General features: G+C 73.6%; 11 protein-coding genes and 1 pseudogene. 7 read left to right on the forward strand and 5 right to left on the reverse strand.

The window, feature by feature from the left end; genetic code table 11:
- The 3 genes and pseudogenes from RIM90_RS18840 to RIM90_RS18850 form a co-directional block, all read right to left on the reverse strand.
- Nucleotides 1–282, reverse strand: a pseudogene (locus RIM90_RS18840) (hypothetical protein); the annotation flags it as partial.
- Nucleotides 279–3,908 carry a glycosyltransferase family 2 protein gene (locus RIM90_RS18845; RefSeq protein ID WP_309061885.1) on the reverse strand — a complete coding sequence of 1,210 codons (3,630 nt, stop codon included), beginning with the start codon at nt 3,906–3,908 and terminating at the stop codon, nt 279–281. The pseudogene RIM90_RS18840 and the gene RIM90_RS18845, both read right to left, overlap by 4 nt.
- A gap of 335 nt (nt 3,909–4,243) precedes the next feature.
- A complete protein-coding gene (locus tag RIM90_RS18850; protein WP_003975777.1) occupies nt 4,244–4,507 on the reverse strand; it encodes a WhiB family transcriptional regulator in 264 nt (87 codons plus the stop codon).
- A 749-nt stretch (nt 4,508–5,256) separates the two neighbouring features.
- Between RIM90_RS18850 and RIM90_RS18855 the strand changes: the two genes are divergently transcribed.
- The 4 genes from RIM90_RS18855 to RIM90_RS18870 all read left to right on the forward strand — a co-directional run bounded on the left by RIM90_RS18855 (nt 5,257) and on the right by RIM90_RS18870 (nt 9,161).
- Nucleotides 5,257–5,799: a cysteine dioxygenase family protein gene (locus tag RIM90_RS18855; RefSeq protein WP_309061886.1), complete on the forward strand. Its 543-nt coding sequence runs from the start codon at nt 5,257–5,259 to the stop codon at nt 5,797–5,799.
- Nucleotides 5,800–5,832: 33 nt separating this feature from the next.
- Nucleotides 5,833–6,792 (forward strand): 2-phospho-L-lactate transferase, encoded by a 960-nt coding sequence (gene cofD / locus RIM90_RS18860; protein ID WP_309061887.1) that lies wholly within the window; start codon nt 5,833–5,835, stop codon nt 6,790–6,792.
- Nucleotides 6,789–8,105 carry a coenzyme F420-0:L-glutamate ligase gene (locus RIM90_RS18865; protein WP_309061888.1) on the forward strand — a complete coding sequence of 439 codons (1,317 nt, stop codon included), beginning with the start codon at nt 6,789–6,791 and terminating at the stop codon, nt 8,103–8,105. Before cofD ends, RIM90_RS18865 begins: the two co-directional genes overlap by 4 nt.
- A 75-nt stretch (nt 8,106–8,180) precedes the next feature.
- Nucleotides 8,181–9,161: a DNA-3-methyladenine glycosylase 2 family protein gene (locus RIM90_RS18870; RefSeq protein ID WP_309061889.1), complete on the forward strand. Its 981-nt coding sequence runs from the start codon at nt 8,181–8,183 to the stop codon at nt 9,159–9,161.
- Nucleotides 9,162–9,311: 150 nt separating this feature from the next.
- On the opposite strand, the gene RIM90_RS18875 is transcribed toward RIM90_RS18870, so the two are convergent.
- Nucleotides 9,312–10,394: an NDP-sugar synthase gene (locus tag RIM90_RS18875; protein ID WP_309061890.1), complete on the reverse strand. Its 1,083-nt coding sequence runs from the start codon at nt 10,392–10,394 to the stop codon at nt 9,312–9,314.
- A gap of 121 nt (nt 10,395–10,515) precedes the next feature.
- Entirely contained in the window at nt 10,516–12,000 is a 1,485-nt protein-coding gene (locus tag RIM90_RS18880; protein ID WP_309061891.1) for a peptidoglycan recognition protein, read from the reverse strand.
- A gap of 130 nt (nt 12,001–12,130) precedes the next feature.
- On the opposite strand from RIM90_RS18880, the gene RIM90_RS18885 reads away from it, so the two are divergent.
- From RIM90_RS18885 to RIM90_RS18895, 3 genes are all read left to right on the forward strand, one after another.
- On the forward strand, nt 12,131–12,886 hold the full coding sequence (locus RIM90_RS18885; protein ID WP_309061892.1) for a TIGR03089 family protein: 756 nt from the start codon (nt 12,131–12,133) through the stop codon (nt 12,884–12,886).
- A gap of 286 nt (nt 12,887–13,172) precedes the next feature.
- Nucleotides 13,173–14,450 carry an LCP family protein gene (locus RIM90_RS18890; RefSeq protein ID WP_309061893.1) on the forward strand — a complete coding sequence of 426 codons (1,278 nt, stop codon included), beginning with the start codon at nt 13,173–13,175 and terminating at the stop codon, nt 14,448–14,450.
- A 246-nt stretch (nt 14,451–14,696) separates the two neighbouring features.
- Complete coding sequence (locus tag RIM90_RS18895) at nt 14,697–16,463, forward strand: LCP family protein (RefSeq protein ID WP_309061894.1); 1,767 nt, start codon at nt 14,697–14,699, stop codon at nt 16,461–16,463.
- Nucleotides 16,464–17,062: the final 599 nt, after the last annotated feature.

The following is a 17,062-nucleotide window of genomic DNA, read 5'->3' on the forward strand; positions in this document are numbered from 1 at the left end:
GTCGCCCGTCCCGGACTCCGGCCTTTCCGCCGCCCGGAGTTCGGCCTTGCCCTCGTTCTCCGTGCCCTTCGTGACCGGCGTGAAGGACGTGTACGTGGTCTCGGCGAGGTCGGAGGTGCTGGGCGACGGGCACAGCAGGCTCGTGCGCTCCACGGGCAGGCGGGCCGCCGCCTTGGCGGTGTCGTCGGGGGCCGCGGGGTCGGGTGAGGACAGCGCGGCGAAGCCGGTGACGGCGGCGAGCGCGGTGGCCGCCGCGATCAGGGACAGGGTGGTGCGGTTCACTGCTGGCTCCCGTCGGGACGCTCATTGCCCGTGCCGTGGGGGTCGTACGGCGTGTCGTAACCCTGCGCGTAGGTCTGGTCGTAGCCCTGTCCGTACGCCTGGTCGTACGGCGCCTGCTGGGGCGGGGTGCCGTAGGCGTACGGGTCGTACCGACCGTCCTGGTACTGGCCGTCCTGGTACTGGCCGTCCTGGTGGGGGGCGCCCTGGTGGGGGTCGTCCTGGTACGGCGGGCCGTAGGCGTCCGTCGCGTACTGCTGGTACTGCTCGCCGGTGTACGGGGTGCCGGGTCCGGCGTCCGCGTAGGCCGCCGTGTCCCACGCGCCGTAGTCGGGCTGGGGCGGAACGGGCGCCGGGGGCTGCTCCGGTGGGGTGGGGAACTCCTCGTCACCGCCCGCCTCTTCGGCGGTGGACTCGGCCTGGGCGCGCAGGCGGCGGGCGCGGCGGCCCTCGCCGGCGAGTGCCTCGGCGGGCACGACGGGTTCCTCGGGCAGGTCGTCGTCGATGTCGCGGCGGCGGCCGGGCAGGGCCATGACGACGAGGACGACGGCGAGCAGGCCCTGGGCCCACAGCCAGGCGGTGTGCGTGACCGGGTCGTCGTAGGTGACGTCCAGCCTGCCGCCGGAGGCGGGGAGTTCGAAGCCCTGGGCCCAGCCGTCGACGGTGGTGCGGGGCAGCGGCTCGCCGTCCAGGGTGGCGGTCCAGCCCTCCGCGGCGGAGTCGGCGAGGCGGAGGATCCGGCCCTCGCCGCCGCCCGGGATCTCGGTGTGGATCTCGACGGGGCCGGCGGCGACGGGCCGCGGTTCGCCCGCGGTGCCCTGGGCGGGGACGATGCTCGCGCGGGCGACCTGCCGGTCGACCCGCCACAGGGCGCCGCCCGCCTGCTGGCTGAGCCGGGTCAGGCCGGGGGTGGCGTCCAGGACGCGGGTGACCTCGCGGGGGGCGCCCTGGTGGACGAGGACGTAGCGCACGGCGAATCCGCCGAGCTGGTCGGCCTGGTCGGCGCCGGAGCCGGCGACGAGGTTGGCGACGACCTTGTCGAGCCGGGCGTTCTCGCCGTCCACCGCGGCGATCTCGGCGTCGCCCATGCGGACGCCGGAGCCGCGGACCAGCATGTAGCCGACGCGGGCGGCGGAGTCGCTGTCGAGGACGAGGGTGCGGGCCTGGTCGCGGGTGCCGCTCTCCTCGGCGACGAACGCGGGCACCTGGACGGGGTCGCGCCGCTCCACGGGCCCGTCGGCGCCGCGGATCATCCAGCCGGCGGCGGCCAGCAGCGGGCCGACGGCGCAGGCGAGGGCGATCAGCGCGGCGACCGGCTGGCGCCAGCCGAAGCTCTGCTCGGCGACACGCGCGCGTGCCCCGTCGGCGCCGAGCGTGGCGGCGGCCAGGACGGCGATGCCGTAGACGAGGGTCGCGGGGCCGGCCCAGGTGGAGTTGTTGGACAGGACCGCGAAGACGAGGCCCACCAGGGCGGCCGCCCAGGCGGTGAGGATGGCCGTCCGGCGCTCGGCGCGGAGCAGGGCGGCGAGGGCGGCGAGCACGAGGCCGATGAGCAGCAGGCCGCTGACCGTGCCGGGGCCGCCCGGGCTCGCGCCCAGCAGGTCGAGGGCGGAGGCGGCGGAGGGGCCGTACTCCAGGCCGGCTTCCCGGAAGAAGCCGAAGGGGAGCAGGGAGAGCGACCAGGGGGCGAGGACGAGCAGCGGCGCTCCCAGCTGGGCCAGGAAACGGAGCGCGTACGCCGTGATGTCCGTCCGGCGCAGGGCCAGGACGCCGAGGCCGAGGACCAGGGCGATGGGCCACACGATCGGGGTGAACGCGGTGGTGACGGTGAGCAGCAGCGCGTACGCCCAGGTGGCGCGCCAGCTTCCGCGGGTGCCCGCGGGGTGCGTGAGGCCGCTCGCGGCGATGCCCGCGCGGGCGACGAGGGGCAGCAGTACGGCGAGGACGGCGGTGCCGATGCGGCCGCCGGCCAGGGCGCCGGTGGCGGCGGGCAGGAAGGCGTAGGCGACGGCGGCCCACGCGCGCAGCAGCCGGGACTCCACGAGCGGGCGGGAGGCGAAGTACGCGGTGAGGCCGGCCAGCGGTACCGAGCAGACGAGCAGGATCGTGACGGCGAGGCCGGTCGAGCCGAGCAGCAGGGAGGCGAAGGCCGCCACGACGGCGAGGTAGGGCGGCGCGGATCCGGTGCCGCCGGCGCCCACCGTGTGCCAGGCGTCGGTGTAGCGCGCCCACAGCTCACCGGAGTCGGCGGGCGCGGGCAGCAGGGCGCCGCCGGCGAGCGCGCCGCCGCCGAGGAGTGCGCGGCAGGCCGCGAGGGAGGCGAGCAGCAGCACCAGGAAGAGCACCGGACCGGGCTTGCGGGCGATGCGCTTGAGCCGGGCGAACTGCTCGACCTGCAGGAAGTCGGCGTCGTCGCCGCCCGGCCCGGACTCGATGGCGCCGCCGTGCCGTCCGGCGCCGGAGGTGACCTCGGGGTCGGAGCGGCCGACGAGGCTGCTCGCGACCTGTTCGACGGTGACGCGGACGGTCGCGCCGGGCGGCGGGAGCAGCGCCCGCAGTTCGCCCTTGTCGATCCGGGGGCTGCCGCGGTGGCGCCGTCCGGCGAGGATCCGTTCGGGCCGCAGCAGGGTGCCCATGAGGCCGCGGATCTCGTCGACGGCCTGTCCGGGGACCTTGCCGACGAGGTAGGCGAGGGTCCGCAGCAGGGTGCCGAGGACCAGGCGCAGCAGCACCCAGGGCAGGGCCGCGGTACGGGTGTTGACGAGCAGGGTGTAGACGGCGCCCGCCTTGTCCACCTTGTGCGGGGAGGCGGAGGTGCGGCCCACGCAGTCGACGGTGCGGCGCTCGCGGGAGGCCGCCTCGGCGTGCCGGACGACCGCGTCGGGGGCGACGAGGACCCGGTATCCGGCCGAGTGGGCGCGCCAGCACAGGTCGACGTCGTCACGCATGAGGGGCAGGTGCCGGTCGAATCCGCCGAGCCGGTCGAAGACGTCGCGGCGGACGAGCATGCCGGCGGTGGACACCGACAGCACGGGCCGTACGTGGTCGTGCTGGCCCTGGTCCTGTTCGCGGCGGTCCAGGCCGGTCCAGCGGCGCCCGGAGTTGGCGATGGAGACGCCGACCTCCAGCAGCTGTCTGCGGTCGTACCAGCCGCGGAGCTTGGGGCCGACGACGGCCACGTCGTCGCGGCCGAGCTCGTACTCGTTCTCCACGACGCGCAGGAGCCGGGCCAGGGCGTCGGGTTCGGGGGCGCAGTCGTCGTGCAGCAGCCACAGCCACTGCACCGGCTCGCCGTGCGGGAGCTCGGGCAGGTCGTAGGCGTCGTCGCGCCAGCTGCGGGTGGCCGGGTCCCAGCCGCTCGGCCGCTTCAGGTAGGGCAGTTCCTCGGGGGTGAGGACGGGCGCGGCGTGGTGGCACTCCTCGACGGCCTGGCCGAAGCCGGTGCGCCGGGCGAGGTGCAGCACGTGGTCGTCGCCGAGGGCGTCGGCGACCAGCCGGGCGGAGTCGTCCGCGCTGCCGGTGTCGGCGCCCATGGCGAACTGGACGGGGCGCTCCTGGCCGAGCAGCCCGGCGAGCGCGTCGGGCAGCCAGCGGGCGCCGTCGTGGGAGACGAGGACCGCGGTCACCACGTGACGCGGGAACTCGGGCGGGTGGGCCGGGTCAAACGCTGCGGTGGCAGCGGCGTCTTGACGGGCTGCCGTATGGCTGTGCACGGACATCGAGGTACGGGCCCCGGTTCGGTGGACTGTGGGGGACGCCTGTGCCCGATGGGGGCAGCGGGGCGTCGCGGACGAGCGACCACACTATCGGCTGGGCAACAGGGCGGCCCGCCGCCTGTGGACAACCCACCCGCGACGGGCCGTGAGCGACGTATGCGCGAAGTGACGTACGTGCGGAGGTGTCGTGCGTACGGAGGTGATGCGCGTGCGGCGGTGACGTGCGTACGACGGCGAGGCGCCGTGCGTCAGACGGCGGCCTTCTTCAGCCGGCGGCGCTCGCGCTCGGACAGACCGCCCCAGATGCCGAAGCGCTCGTCGTTGGCGAGGGCGTACTCGAGGCACTCGGAGCGGACCTCGCAGGCGAGGCAGACCTTCTTGGCCTCCCGGGTCGAGCCGCCCTTCTCGGGGAAGAAGGACTCGGGGTCGGTCTGGGCGCACAGCGCGCGCTCCTGCCAGCCGAGTTCCTCGTCCGCGTCGTCGACCAGCAGTTGCTGCACCAGCTCGGTCATGTGCGCCCCTCGTCTGTCTTTCGCGTCCCCGTGATGTAGCCGTTACCGATTCCGGCTGAACGACACGAGTGAAATTACAAGTGTGCTGCTCCGGGCGAGTCAAGCTGAGATCTGCTATTGGGCCCCTTATTCACTCTGCGGAACCAAGGCCGAGCGGAAAGTGTTCAAATCACCCTAAACCTTGACACACGTACAGGGCCCCCGAGGGCTTCCGAGTCCTCGCAGAGCCTCTACGGGGAGGACGCCCAGGAGTTCGATCCCGTTCCGACACCCGCGCCCGGGCGAACCGGATCACAGTCGGATCACGGGATCGCAACGGTGCTCGGCGCGCCCGGCCGTGCGCACCTTGTGTCCCGGGAACCGCCTGAGCAAACCTTTCACCGAGGAGATGAACCGGATGAGGTGAACCATGTCCCACATACCGGGCGTCGAGTTGACAGTGAAGGTGTGAACCGGTGTCCTGATGGGCATGCTCGCGAACTTGGCACTCACCTCGACCCGCCCCGCCGGGTCCCTCGGTGCTGCCCGCGCTCGCTGTAGCTGTTGCTGTTCCGGCCGCTGAGCCCTCCCCCGCTCTCGACTTCGCTCGGGCGGGAGGCACCCCACCGCTCCGGCCGCCGCCGAGTCACCCACGGCTCGGCCGCCGCTTCCTTCGCTCCGATCGGAGCCCCCTCGCCGCCCGTGACCCGGGCGCACGCGACGCGACACCCTCACCCCGCCGCTTCTCCGCCAAGGAACCTCCGCACCCCATGAACAGCGACAGCGACCTCCAGATCGCCGGCGACATCCTCGAAGTCCCCCACCTGCTCCAGGCGCCCCGCGAGCACCCGGCCACCGTCGCCGAGTTCGCCGGCCTGGCCCGCTCCATCGCCGCCGACCGCTCCCAGTGGGAGCACCTCGTGCGGTACGACGCGACCAGCCGCTGGTACCACCGGCTGCGCACAGGACCCGGCTACGAGGTGTGGCTGCTGTCCTGGGTGCCCGGGCAGGGCAGCGGGCGCCACGACCACGGCCGCTCCTCCGGCGTGCTCACCGTCCTGGACGGCACCCTGACCGAGCGCACCGAGCGCGGCACGCGCGCGTTGACGGCGGGCGCCCAGCGCGTCTTCGCGCCCGGCTACGCGCACGAGGTCGTCAACGACGCGCTGGAGCCCGCGGTCAGCCTGCACATCTACTACCCGGGCCTGACCGAGATGCCGATGCTCCCCCCGTCCCGGCTCCGTTCGGCCGGGGGGACCCACGTCGCCCCCCACTGCGAGGCCCGCACGACGCCCGGCCCCGTGACTGCCTGACACGATGTCGTGGCCGCCTGCGAGGATGGCCCCATGCGCATTGTGGTTCTGGCAGGCGGCATCGGCGGTGCCCGTTTCCTGCGCGGTCTGAAGCGGGCCGTGCCGGACGCGGCCATCACGGTCATCGGCAACACCGGGGACGACATCCACCTCTTCGGGCTGAAGGTCTGCCCGGACCTCGACACGGTGATGTACACGCTCGGCGGCGGCATCAACGAGGAGCAGGGCTGGGGGCGGGCCGAGGAGACCTTCCACCTCAAGGAGGAGCTCGCGGCGTACGGCGTCGGACCGGAGTGGTTCGGGCTCGGGGACCGGGACTTCGCCACGCACATCGTGCGGACGCAGATGCTCGGCGCCGGTTATCCGCTGAGCGCCGTGACCGAGGCGCTGTGCGACCGCTGGAAGCCGGGCGTGAGGCTGATCCCGATGACCGACGACCGCGTGGAGACCCATGTGGCCGTCGAGCTCGACGGCGAGCGCAGGGCGATCCACTTCCAGGAGTACTGGGTGCGGCTGCGGGCCTCGGTGCCGGCCGGGGCGGTCGTGCCGGTCGGCGCGGAACAGGCGAAGCCGGCCCCGGGCGTCCTGGAAGCGATCGCCGAGGCCGACGTGATCCTCTTCCCGCCGTCCAACCCCGTCGTGTCCGTCGGCACGATCCTCGCCGTCCCCGGCATCCGGGAGGCGATCGCCGACGCGGGCGTGCCGGTGGTCGGGCTGTCGCCGATCGTCGGGGACGCGCCCGTGCGCGGCATGGCCGACAAGGTGCTCGCGGCGGTCGGCGTGGAGTCCACGGCCCCGGCGGTGGCCGAGCACTACGGCTCCGGTCTGCTGGACGGCTGGCTGGTCGACACGGTCGACGCGGCCTGTGTGGAGCGCGTCGAGGCGGCCGGGATCCGCTGCAGGGCCGTACCGCTGATGATGACCGACGTCGACGCGGCCGCGCAGATGGCACGGGAGGCGCTGGCGCTGGCCGAGGAGGTGCGGGCGGTTTGAGCGGTGCGCACACGGCGTCCGACGGCTACCGGGTCTGGGCCGTGGCGGGCCTGCCCGAGGTCCGCCACGGCGACGACCTGGCCAAGCTGATCGCCGCCGCCGAGCCCGGGCTGGCCGACGGCGACGTCCTGCTGGTCACCTCGAAGATCGTCTCCAAGGCCGAGGGCCGGATCGTCGAGGCGGCCGACCGCGAGGCCGCGATCGACGCGGAGACGGTGCGCGTGGTGGCCCGGCGCGGCTCCCTGCGCATCGTCGAGAACCGGCAGGGCCTGGTCATGGCCGCGGCCGGGGTCGACGCCTCCAACACCCCCTCCGGCACGGTCCTGCTGCTGCCCGAGGACCCGGACGCGTCCGCGCGGGCGATCCGCGCGGGCCTGCGCGACGCCCTCGGCGTCACGGTCGGCGTGATCGTCACCGACACCTTCGGCCGCCCCTGGCGCGCGGGGCTGACGGACGTCGCGATCGGCGCGGCGGGCGTCCGCGTACTGGAGGACCTGCGCGGCGGCACGGACGCGTACGGCAATCCGCTCGGCGCCACGGTCGTCGCCACGGCCGACGAGCTCGCCGCGGCGGGCGACCTCGTCAAGGGCAAGGCGGCCGGCCTCCCCGTCGCCGTGGTGCGCGGTCTGCCGCACGTGGTGGCGCGGGACGACGGCGAGGGCGCGCGGGCGATGGTCCGCGGCGCGCGCGACGACATGTTCCGCCTCGGCACGTCCGAAGCCGTGCGCCAGGCGGTGACCCAGCGCCGTACGGTGCGGGCCTTCACGGACGAGCCGGTCGACCCCGGAGCGGTGCGCCGCGCGGTCGCCGCGGCCGTGACGGCCCCGGCGCCGCACCACACCACGCCCTGGCGGTTCGTCCTGCTGGAGTCCCCCGAGTCCCGCGTCCGCCTCCTGGACGCCATGCGCGACGCCTGGATCGCGGACCTGCGCCGGGACGGCAGGAGCGAGGAGTCCATCGCCAAGCGCGTCCGCCGCGGCGACGTCCTGCGCAACGCGCCCTACCTGGTCGTCCCCTGCCTGGTCATGGACGGCTCGCACACCTACGGGGACGCGCGGCGGGACGGGGCCGAGCGGGAGATGTTCGTGGTCGCCGCGGGCGCCGGCGTCCAGAACTTCCTGGTGGCGCTGGCCGGGGAGCGGCTGGGCTCGGCATGGGTGTCGTCGACGATGTTCTGCCGGGACGTGGTCCGTGAGGTCCTGGACCTGCCCGCGGACTGGGACCCGATGGGCGCGGTGGCGGTCGGCCACCCGGCCGGGGAGCCCCGCCCGCGGCCGGAGCGGGACGCGGGCGCCTTCGTCGAGGTGCGGTGAGCCGGGCCCGCGGGCGCCTACCCTCGTAGGAGCCCACCGGCGCCCTCCGCTCCGTCTCAGCCCCCGGGATCTCTCTTGGCAGGACGTTTCGCTCCCCGGCCCGCGCCCGCCGCCGTGCCCGCGGGAACGCCCCGGCGGGCTCCGGCCCCCGAGCGGGTACGGACCTGGGTGCCGGACGGTCCGCTGGACCTCGGCCTGGTGCTCGGGCCGCTCAGGCGCGGGCCCGGGGACCCGACGTTCCGCGCCCTGCCGGACGGTTCCGTGTGGCGGGCCAGCCTGACGCCGGCCGGTCCCGGGACCCTGCGGGTGGCGCGGCGGGCCGGTGAGGTGCTGGGGCAGGCGTGGGGTCCGGGCGCCGACTGGCTCCTGGAGCGCCTGCCGGAGATGCTCGGGGCGGCCGACGATCCCTCCGCCTTCGTACCCCGGCACAAACTGCTGGCGCTCACCCGGCACCGGCGCCCGGGACTGCGGCTGACGCGGACCGGGCTGGTGCTGGAGTCACTGATCCCGTCGATCCTGGAGCAGAAGGTCACGACCGGTGAGGCGTACCGGGCGTGGCGGCTGCTGGTACGGAAGTACGGGGAGCCCGCGCCCGGGCCCGCGCCCGAGCGGATGTCGGTGATGCCGGCGCCGAGGACCTGGGCGCTGATCCCGTCCTGGGAGTGGCACCGCGCCGGGGTGGACGACAAGCGGGCGTCGACGATCCTGCGGGCGGTCCGCGTCGCCGCGCGGCTGGAGGAAGCGGTGGGGATGCCTCCGGCGGCGGCGCGGGCGCGGTGGGAGCGGGTGCCGGGAATCGGGCCGTGGACGTCGGCGGAGACGGTGCAGCGCACTCACGGGGCGCCGGACGCGGTCACCGTGGGGGATCTCCATCTCCCGGGGATCGTGGGCTGGGCGCTCGCCGGGGACCGGTACGCGGACGACTCCGTGATGCTGGAACTGCTGGAGCCGTATGCGGGGCAGCGGCACCGGGCCGCGCGGCTGATCCTGTTGAGCGGGAGGGTGCCGGAACGGCGGGCGCCGCGGATGCCGTACGGGGACATCGGGCGGTTGTGAGGCGGGGTGGGGTGCGGGTGGGGTGGGAGCGCTGCCCGGCGTTACGGGGTGCCTCCCCCACCGCCCACCCGTGCCGCCGTGGGGGCACCCCCTGCTCGAAGAGCTCGGGGGAGGCACGCATGCCCGCGGTCGCCCCGGCGCCCGCAGCCCCTACTGGTCCGAGGAGAAGCGCACCGCCCCCTCCGGGATCCTCGCGTCGCACCACACCCGGACGCCCTCCCGGAGCTCGTTGCGTGCGCCGATGATCGCGCCGTCGCCTATCACCGTCCCGGTGAGGACCGACCGCTCGCCCACCCGCGCCCGCGTACCGATCAGCGAGTCGGTGACGACCGCGCCGGGCTCGATGACCGCACCCGGCAGGATCGTGCTGCCGAAGACGCGCGCGCCCTCCGCCACGAACGCGCCCTCGCCCACCACCGTCCCGCCCGCGAGCTTCGCGTCGGGCGCCACGGTCGCCGTCGGCAGGACCAGCCGGTCACCGCAGCGGCCGGGCACCGCCGGGGACGGGGCACGCCCGAGCACCAGATCCGCCGAGCCCCGCACGAACGCCGCCGGAGTGCCCAGGTCCAGCCAGTACGTGGAGTCGACCATGCCCTGGAGATGGGCCCCGGCCGAGAGCAGCTCCGGGAACGTCTCCCGCTCCACCGACACCGGCCGGCCCGTCGGGATCGTGTCGATCACCGAGCGGCGGAAGACGTACGCCCCCGCGTTGATCTGGTCGGTGACGATCTCCTCCGGCGTCTGCGGCTTCTCCAGGAACGCCAGCACCCGCCCCGTCCCGTCCGTCGGGACCAGCCCGTACGCCCGCGGATCCGTCACCTTCGTCAGGTGCAGCGAGACGTCCGCCCCCGTCGTCTCGTGCGTCCGCACCAGCGCCCGGATGTCGAGCCCCGTCAGGATGTCGCCGTTGAAGATCAGCACCGGCTCGTCCGGCCCCGAGTGCAGCCGGGAGGCGACGTTGCGGATCGCGCCGCCCGTACCGAGCGGCTCCTCCTCCGTCACGTACTCGATGTGCAGCCCCAGCGACGACCCGTCGCCGAAGTACGGCTCGAAGACCTCGGCCAGATAGGACGTGGCCAGGACGATGTGCTCGACGCCCGCCGCCTTCGCTCTCGCCAGCTGGTGCGTGAGGAAGGGCACCCCGGCCGCCGGGACCATGGGCTTGGGCGTGTGCACCGTGAGCGGGCGCAGCCGCGTGCCCTTGCCGCCGACCAGGAGGATCGCTTCTGTCACCTGTCGTCTCTGCTTCCTGCCGGGACCGGCCGAACTGTCCTTCGGCCGGCCAGTGTATGCAGACCGTTCCACAGCCCGTGCGACGGCCGTGCCTCCGGCGGGAAGGGGCGCCCCGGGCGCCTCAGCGGCCCTGGTAACGAGCCGCCGTGGAGCGTGCGGAGCCGAGCTTGCTGTAGAGCTTCCCCCCTGGGCACGCGGTGTTGAACCCGTCCCGATGACCGGAGATCACGTTCAGTCGTACCTTCTTGCCTTTTCGGTAGAGGTTGCCACCGCCGGACTTCAGGTATGTCTTCCCCTTCGGATTCATGCCGTTCAGCCCGAGCTTCCACGCGGTGAGCCGGGCGATGCCCTTCACCGCGGAGGAGGACGGCTTCTTGGAGCTGTGGGAGCCGATGACCGCGACGCCCATGGTGTTGCTGTTGAACCCGAGGGTGTGGGCGCCCAGGACGGGCTTCGCCACTCCTCCGGCCCGGCCCTCGTAGATCCTCCCGCACTTGTCGATGAGGAAGTTGTAGCCGATGTCCCGCCACCCCATGCTCCTGACGTGGAAGCGGTAGATACCGCGGATGACCGAAGGCGCCTGCGCGCACGTGTAGTTGTTGCCGGTGGCGGTGTGGTGCACGAAGGCCGCCTTGACCTTCCCGGTGTACACGAACCCCTTCTCCCGCAGGCTCTCGTTCGCCCCCCAGCCGCGCCGCGTGACGATGGCGGGCCGCGGGCCGATGTACGGCTTGGCCCGCTGCTGCTCGACCGGTCCGGCCGGGCCGGCCGACCCGGCGGGTTCAGCCGGTTCGACCGCTTCAGCCGGTTCGACCGCTTCGGCCGCTTCGGCCGCTTCGGCCCCGCGCGAGGCGAGGAGCTCCCGCTGGGTCTGCTCACGGGTCAGCGCCGGGATCTCGGTGGCGCCGAGCGGTGCGAGGCCGGCGTTGGCGGCGGAGGCGGCGGTCGCCTCGGCGCTCATGGCACCGGTGCGGGGCCCGTCCGCGGCATCGCCCGGGGGCGGGGCGGCCGTACCGGGGTCGATGAGTTCGAGCCGCAGCCCGGACGGCAGCGGGATGCCGTCGGCTCCCCCGGCCGGCGTACCGGCGGACCCGGGGCCCGCCCCTGCCTTCTGCGCGGGCTCCGCCCGGACCCGGATCTCCACGGCGTCCGACGGCCCGACCCACAGCGGTGCCGTGGCGCCGCGGACCCGGCCGGAGGTGTCCTCCGCGGTGCCCGGGTCGGCCGCGTGGTCGGCGTTGTGCGTCTCGACGTCCTGCCAGCCGGACCAGGTCCCGGTGCCGGCCGACCGGGTGCGTACCTGGACGCGGCCGTGGAGTTCGGCGGCGGGGTCGTCCCAGACGACACCGAGGAGGGAGAAGTTCCGTACGGTCCGGGGGGCGAGTCCGAGTACGGCGGCGCCGGAGGCGCGCTCACGGGTGAGGAGGTGGAGGGGCAGCGACTGGGTGCTGCCGGGGACGTCGGCCTCGGTCGTCACCGCTGCGCGCGTGGCCGCCTCTGCCGTCGGCGCCGGTCCCGCGTCCGCCGCGGCGGCGGGCGGGGCGAGAGGGAGGGCGAGAGCGGCGGCGCAGGTGACACCGATTGAGGAAGCAAGAATTCCACGCATGCCCCTGAGCTTGGACATAGTCAGACAATTCTGTCCATCGCGGAGTTGACGGTCTGTCGGGGGAGGATTCCTCCGAACCGGTGCCTCCGGCGCTCGGTGCGCGACGGCGGGGCCGCGTACGCTTGCGCGGGTGAACGCCACCGACCGCACCCCTGCCGACCTGCTGAGTTCCGCGCTCGCCGCGGACCCGGGACGCCCCCTGGTGACCTTCTACGACGACGCCACGGGCGAACGCGTCGAATTGTCCGTGGCCACCTTCGCCAATTGGGTGGCCAAGACCGCGAACCTGCTTCAGGACGAACTGTCCGTCGAACCGGGTGACCGGGTGACGCTGCTGCTGCCCGCGCACTGGCAGACGGCGGTGTGGCTGCTGGCGTGCGCGTCGGTGGGCGCGGTCGCGGACGTGGCCGGGAACCCGGCGGCGGCCGATGTCGTGGTGAGCGGGCCGGACACGCTCGAGGCGGCGCGGGCGTGCCCGGGCTCACGGATCGCGCTGGCGCTCAGGCCGCTCGGCGGACGCTTCCCGCAGCCGCCGGAGGGCTTCGCCGACTACGCCGTCGAGGTGCCGGGGCAGAGCGACCGGTTCGTGCCGTACGCGCCGGTCGACCCCGAGGAGCCGGCGCTGATCGTGGCGGGGCGGGAGTTCACCGGGGCCGAGGTGGTCGAGCGGGCCCGGGCGGAGGCGACGGAACTCGGTCTGACCGGGCCCGGCTCGCGCCTGCTGTCGGGGCTGCCGTACGACACCTGGGAGGGCCTCAACGCGGGCCTGTACGGACCGCTGGCGACCGGCGGCTCCGTGGTGCTGTGCCGGAACCTGGACCGCCTCGGGGACGACGCCCTGGACAAGCGGGTGGAGAGCGAACGGGTCACGGCCATCGCCCGGTAGCGGCACGCCACGGCCATCGCCCCAAGGGCCGCACGCCACGGATCACCGCCCCGGCGGCCGCACGCCACGGGGCGCCCCCGTCGGTGTCCGGCCCTCGGCCGTGCCCGAACCGGATCCCTCCCGGCATCACCCGCCCGACCCCGTCCCGTCCCCCGTCCGGCGCACCACCACCCGCCCTTCGCCGTCCCCCCGGGGCATCGTCGTAGCAGCGGCACGCACCGCGTGCCGCGCACACCGCACGCCGTACGCCGTCCCGTCCCGTACGCAGTGAGGGGTGGACCCGGTCATGAGCGACACCGCAGGCGCGCCCTCCGGGCAGCCGGGGGGCCGGCGTGCCCTCGGCCCGGGGGCGGGCGCCTCGGCCAGCGGACGGGGGCGGGCCCGGCGCCGGCGGCGGCGCTGGGCGCACGGTACCGGGCTCACGGTCGCCGCCGCGCTCGTCGTGGCCGCCGGGGCCGGGTGGGCGGTGTACCTGAAGCTGGACGGGAACATCACCCCGGACGAGGCGGCCGCCGCCGAACTCGCGCGGTTCGAGAAGGAGCGGCCCACCGCACTGGTGAAGGACGCCCGGAACATCCTGCTGATCGGCTCGGACTCGCGCTCCGGGGAGGAGAACCGCCGCTACGGACGGGACGTGGGGACCGAGCGGTCCGACACCGCGATCCTGCTGCACCTGTCGGCGGGCCGGCGCAGCGCCACCGCGGTGTCCATACCCCGGGACCTGATGGTGGACGTGCCCGGCTGTCTGCGCCCGGACGGCACCCGCACCGAGCCGGTGTTCACGGTGTTCAACCGCGCCTTCGAGAGGGGTGGTTCGGCCTGCGCCGTCCGTACCGTCGAGAAACTCACGGACATTCGCGTCGACCACCACGTCGTCGTCGACTTCCACGGTTTCAAGAAGATGGTCGACGCGGTCGACGGCGTCGCGGTGTGCCTGCGCGAGCCCATTGACGACAAGGCGGCCGGGCTCAAGCTGCCCGCGGGCCGGGTGACATTGAACGGGGAACAGGCCCTCGGCTACGTACGGGCCCGGAAGTCCCTCGGCGACGGCAGTGACACCGACCGGATGGAGCGTCAGCAACGCTTCCTGGGGGCACTCGTCAGCAAGGTGCGCGGCAATGACGTTCTGCTGAATCCGGTGAAGCTGTATCCCGTTCTGGACGCGGCCACTTCGTCGCTCACGACCGATCCGGAACTGGCGAACTTGCGCGGTTTGTACGAACTCGTCCGCGGGCTGCGGAACATTCCCACAGAACGTGTGCAATTCCTGACCGTTCCACGGGAGGCGTATGTCCACGACGTCAATCGCGACCAGCTCGCGCAACCCGCGGCGGAGGAACTGTTCGACCGGCTGCGCAGGGACGCGCCGGTGACGGTCGCACGCGGTGACGCGCGCGGTTCCGCCACGGAAAACGGGGGCGGCGCACCGCACGCGAAGGCGGACGGCGAAGACACGGACAGTGACGGAAAGGCCACGGAAAAGGAGCACCCGGAACCGTCCGGCACCCCTTCTCCCGCGCCGACGTTCTCCGGCAACACGGCCGCCGAGGACATCTGCGCGTAAGGCCGGCCCCGGGACAACTCCGGGGCGGAGAACTCCCGTCCAGGGAAATGGGCGAATTGCCCAGTTGTAGGGACGTGGAATAGGTCACCGGCGTCGCCCGAAGTCGATCCGTGCCGTTAGTGTGTGCCGATCCGGTGCGTCCGTTCTTTCAGGCCCGTCCTGAGGCCGCGCACTGTGTGACCGAGACCCGAGCGCCTGGACAGGGGGAAAGGCGCCGCGTGGCCCCGACGGAGGATTCAGGCGACCGTGGACGCGCAAAGCCGTGGGCGGGCGGAGAACATCGACCCCGCAGACCAGTGGGTGTTCAACCCGGACACCGGTGAATACGAACTGCGACTGGCTCCTTCCGCACCGCAGTCACCGGTCCCCGGTCCTCGCAGGTCCCGCTCCTCCGGCGCGGGCACGGCGCGCGGCCGCAAGGCGGCCCCCGGGCGCGCACCGGAGCGCCCGGGCCGTGAGACACCCGGCCGCGAGACGCCGGGCCGCGAGGTGCCGCCGCCGCGCAGGCGCCGGGGCGCGCCGGAGGAACCGCCGCCGGGGCGGCGCGGGCGCCGGCCGGTGAAGAAGAAGTCGAAGGCGAAGAAGGCCCTGCTGTGGACCGGCGGCACGATGGCGTTCGTGGTGCTCGCCACCGCCGCGGCCGGCTACCTGTACCTGGATCACCTGAACGACAACATCGACTCCGTCTCCGACGACGGCGCGAGCACCGGTGGCTTCAGGAAGGACGAGGCCATCAACATCCTGGTCATCGGCACCGACAAGCGCACCGGCGCGGGCAACGGGTCCTACGGCGACAAGAACAGCGCCGGGCACGCCGACACCACGATCCTGCTGCACGTCGCCAAGGACCGCACGAACGCGACCGCGCTCAGCATCCCCCGCGACCTGATCGTCGACATCCCCGACTGCCCGACCCGGCAGGAGGACGGCACGGAGAAGATCATTCCGGGCTCCACCGGTGTCCGCTTCAACGAAAGCCTCGGCCAGAGCGGCCGCACGCCCAGCTGCACCATGCGGACCGTGACCGAGCTGACCGGGATCAAGCCGGACAACTTCATGGTGGCCGACTTCAACGCGGTCAAGACACTGAGCTCGGCGGTCGGCGGCGTCGAGGTCTGCCTGGCCAAGGACATCGACGACGAGAAGTCGCACCTGAAGCTGCCCGCGGGCACACACACCATCGAGGGCGAACAGGCCCTGGCGTTCGTGCGCACCCGGTACTCGGTCGGCTCGGGCGGCGACCTGAGCCGGATCGGGCTGCAGCAGCAGTTCCTGAGCGCGCTGATGCGCAAACTGAAGTCGAACGACACCCTCACCAGCCCGTCGAAGATGATCAAACTGGCCGAGGCGGCCACCGAGGCGCTCACCGTCGACTCCCAGCTGGACAGCATCAACAAGCTCAAGGACCTCGGTCTGGAGCTGGGCAAGCTCAACGTCAAGAACCTCACCTTCACCACGGTGCCGGTGAAGGACAACCCGGCGGAGACGGTCAAGGCGACCGTCGTCCTCGACGAGACCAAGGCCCCGGAGGTCTTCGACCTGATCAGGAACGACGTGTCGTTCACCGAGGTCAAGCGGCAGAAGAAGAAGGAGAAGGCCGCCGTCGCCGCCCGGCTGAAGGGCGAGAAGGCACCGGCCTCCGAGGTCCGGGTGCAGGTCCTCAACGGCGGCGCACCGGGGGGCAGCGCCCAGCAGATGCTCAACTGGCTCCAGGTCGAGCAGGGCGTCACCAAGTCCGAGAACGCCGGCAACGCCCCGGAGGACCTGAAGAAGACGACGCTGGAGTACGCCCCCGACCAGGCCGACCAGGCACGGCGCCTCGCCGACCTCCTGGGCCTGTCCGGAGCGGCGATGAAACCCGGCGAGAGCGTCACCAACTCCCAGGGCCTGCCCGCGATGACCCTGACCCTGGGCGCGGACTTCAAGGGCGCGGGCACCTCGTTCACGCCTCCGGACAAGGCACCGGACGACATCGAGAAGTCCACGGCGGACAAGGTCGAGTGCGCCAAGTGACCTGACGGGCCTGCCCCGCGTCCTCCGGGCGTGGGGCAGGCCCGCTTCACGGCGCGAGGGGCGGGTGGGCGCGGACCGGTGCGAGGACACGGCCCCTCCGAAGCCGTCGTCGCCCCGGCCGGGGTCCGCCCGAGGACGCCGACGCCCTCAACGGCTCGGAGACCGGCGGGTGCACGGACGCGTACCGGCCCTGCCGCCGGTGGCGGCGGGACCGCGCCTCCCTCGGCGACGACGGATCGAACAGCACGGATCGCCCGGTTCGGGGCGGTGAATTCATCACGGGCGTCACTCCGTCACCAACGGGACGGATAATGTGAGAGCTGAAGTGCCCCGGCCGCGAGGACCTCCCCCGGTGCCGCGCACGGTGGTGCCCCGTACCCACGGGCACCCTCCGGAGGGGGCAGTGCCGCATGGCCCCGACGGAGGATTCGAGCGACCGTGGACGCGCAAGGCCGTGGGCGACCGGAGGGCATGGATCCCGCGGACCAGTGGGTGCTCAACCCGGAGACCGGCGAGTACGAGCTGCGACCGGGCCCCTCCGCACCCCGTCCGGCCGTACCCGGCCCCCGCCGGTCCGTGCCGTACGGCACGGACGGCAC

Source organism: Streptomyces sp. (assembly GCF_031181555.1).
Taxonomy (GTDB): domain Bacteria; phylum Actinomycetota; class Actinomycetes; order Streptomycetales; family Streptomycetaceae; genus Streptomyces; species Streptomyces fimbriatus.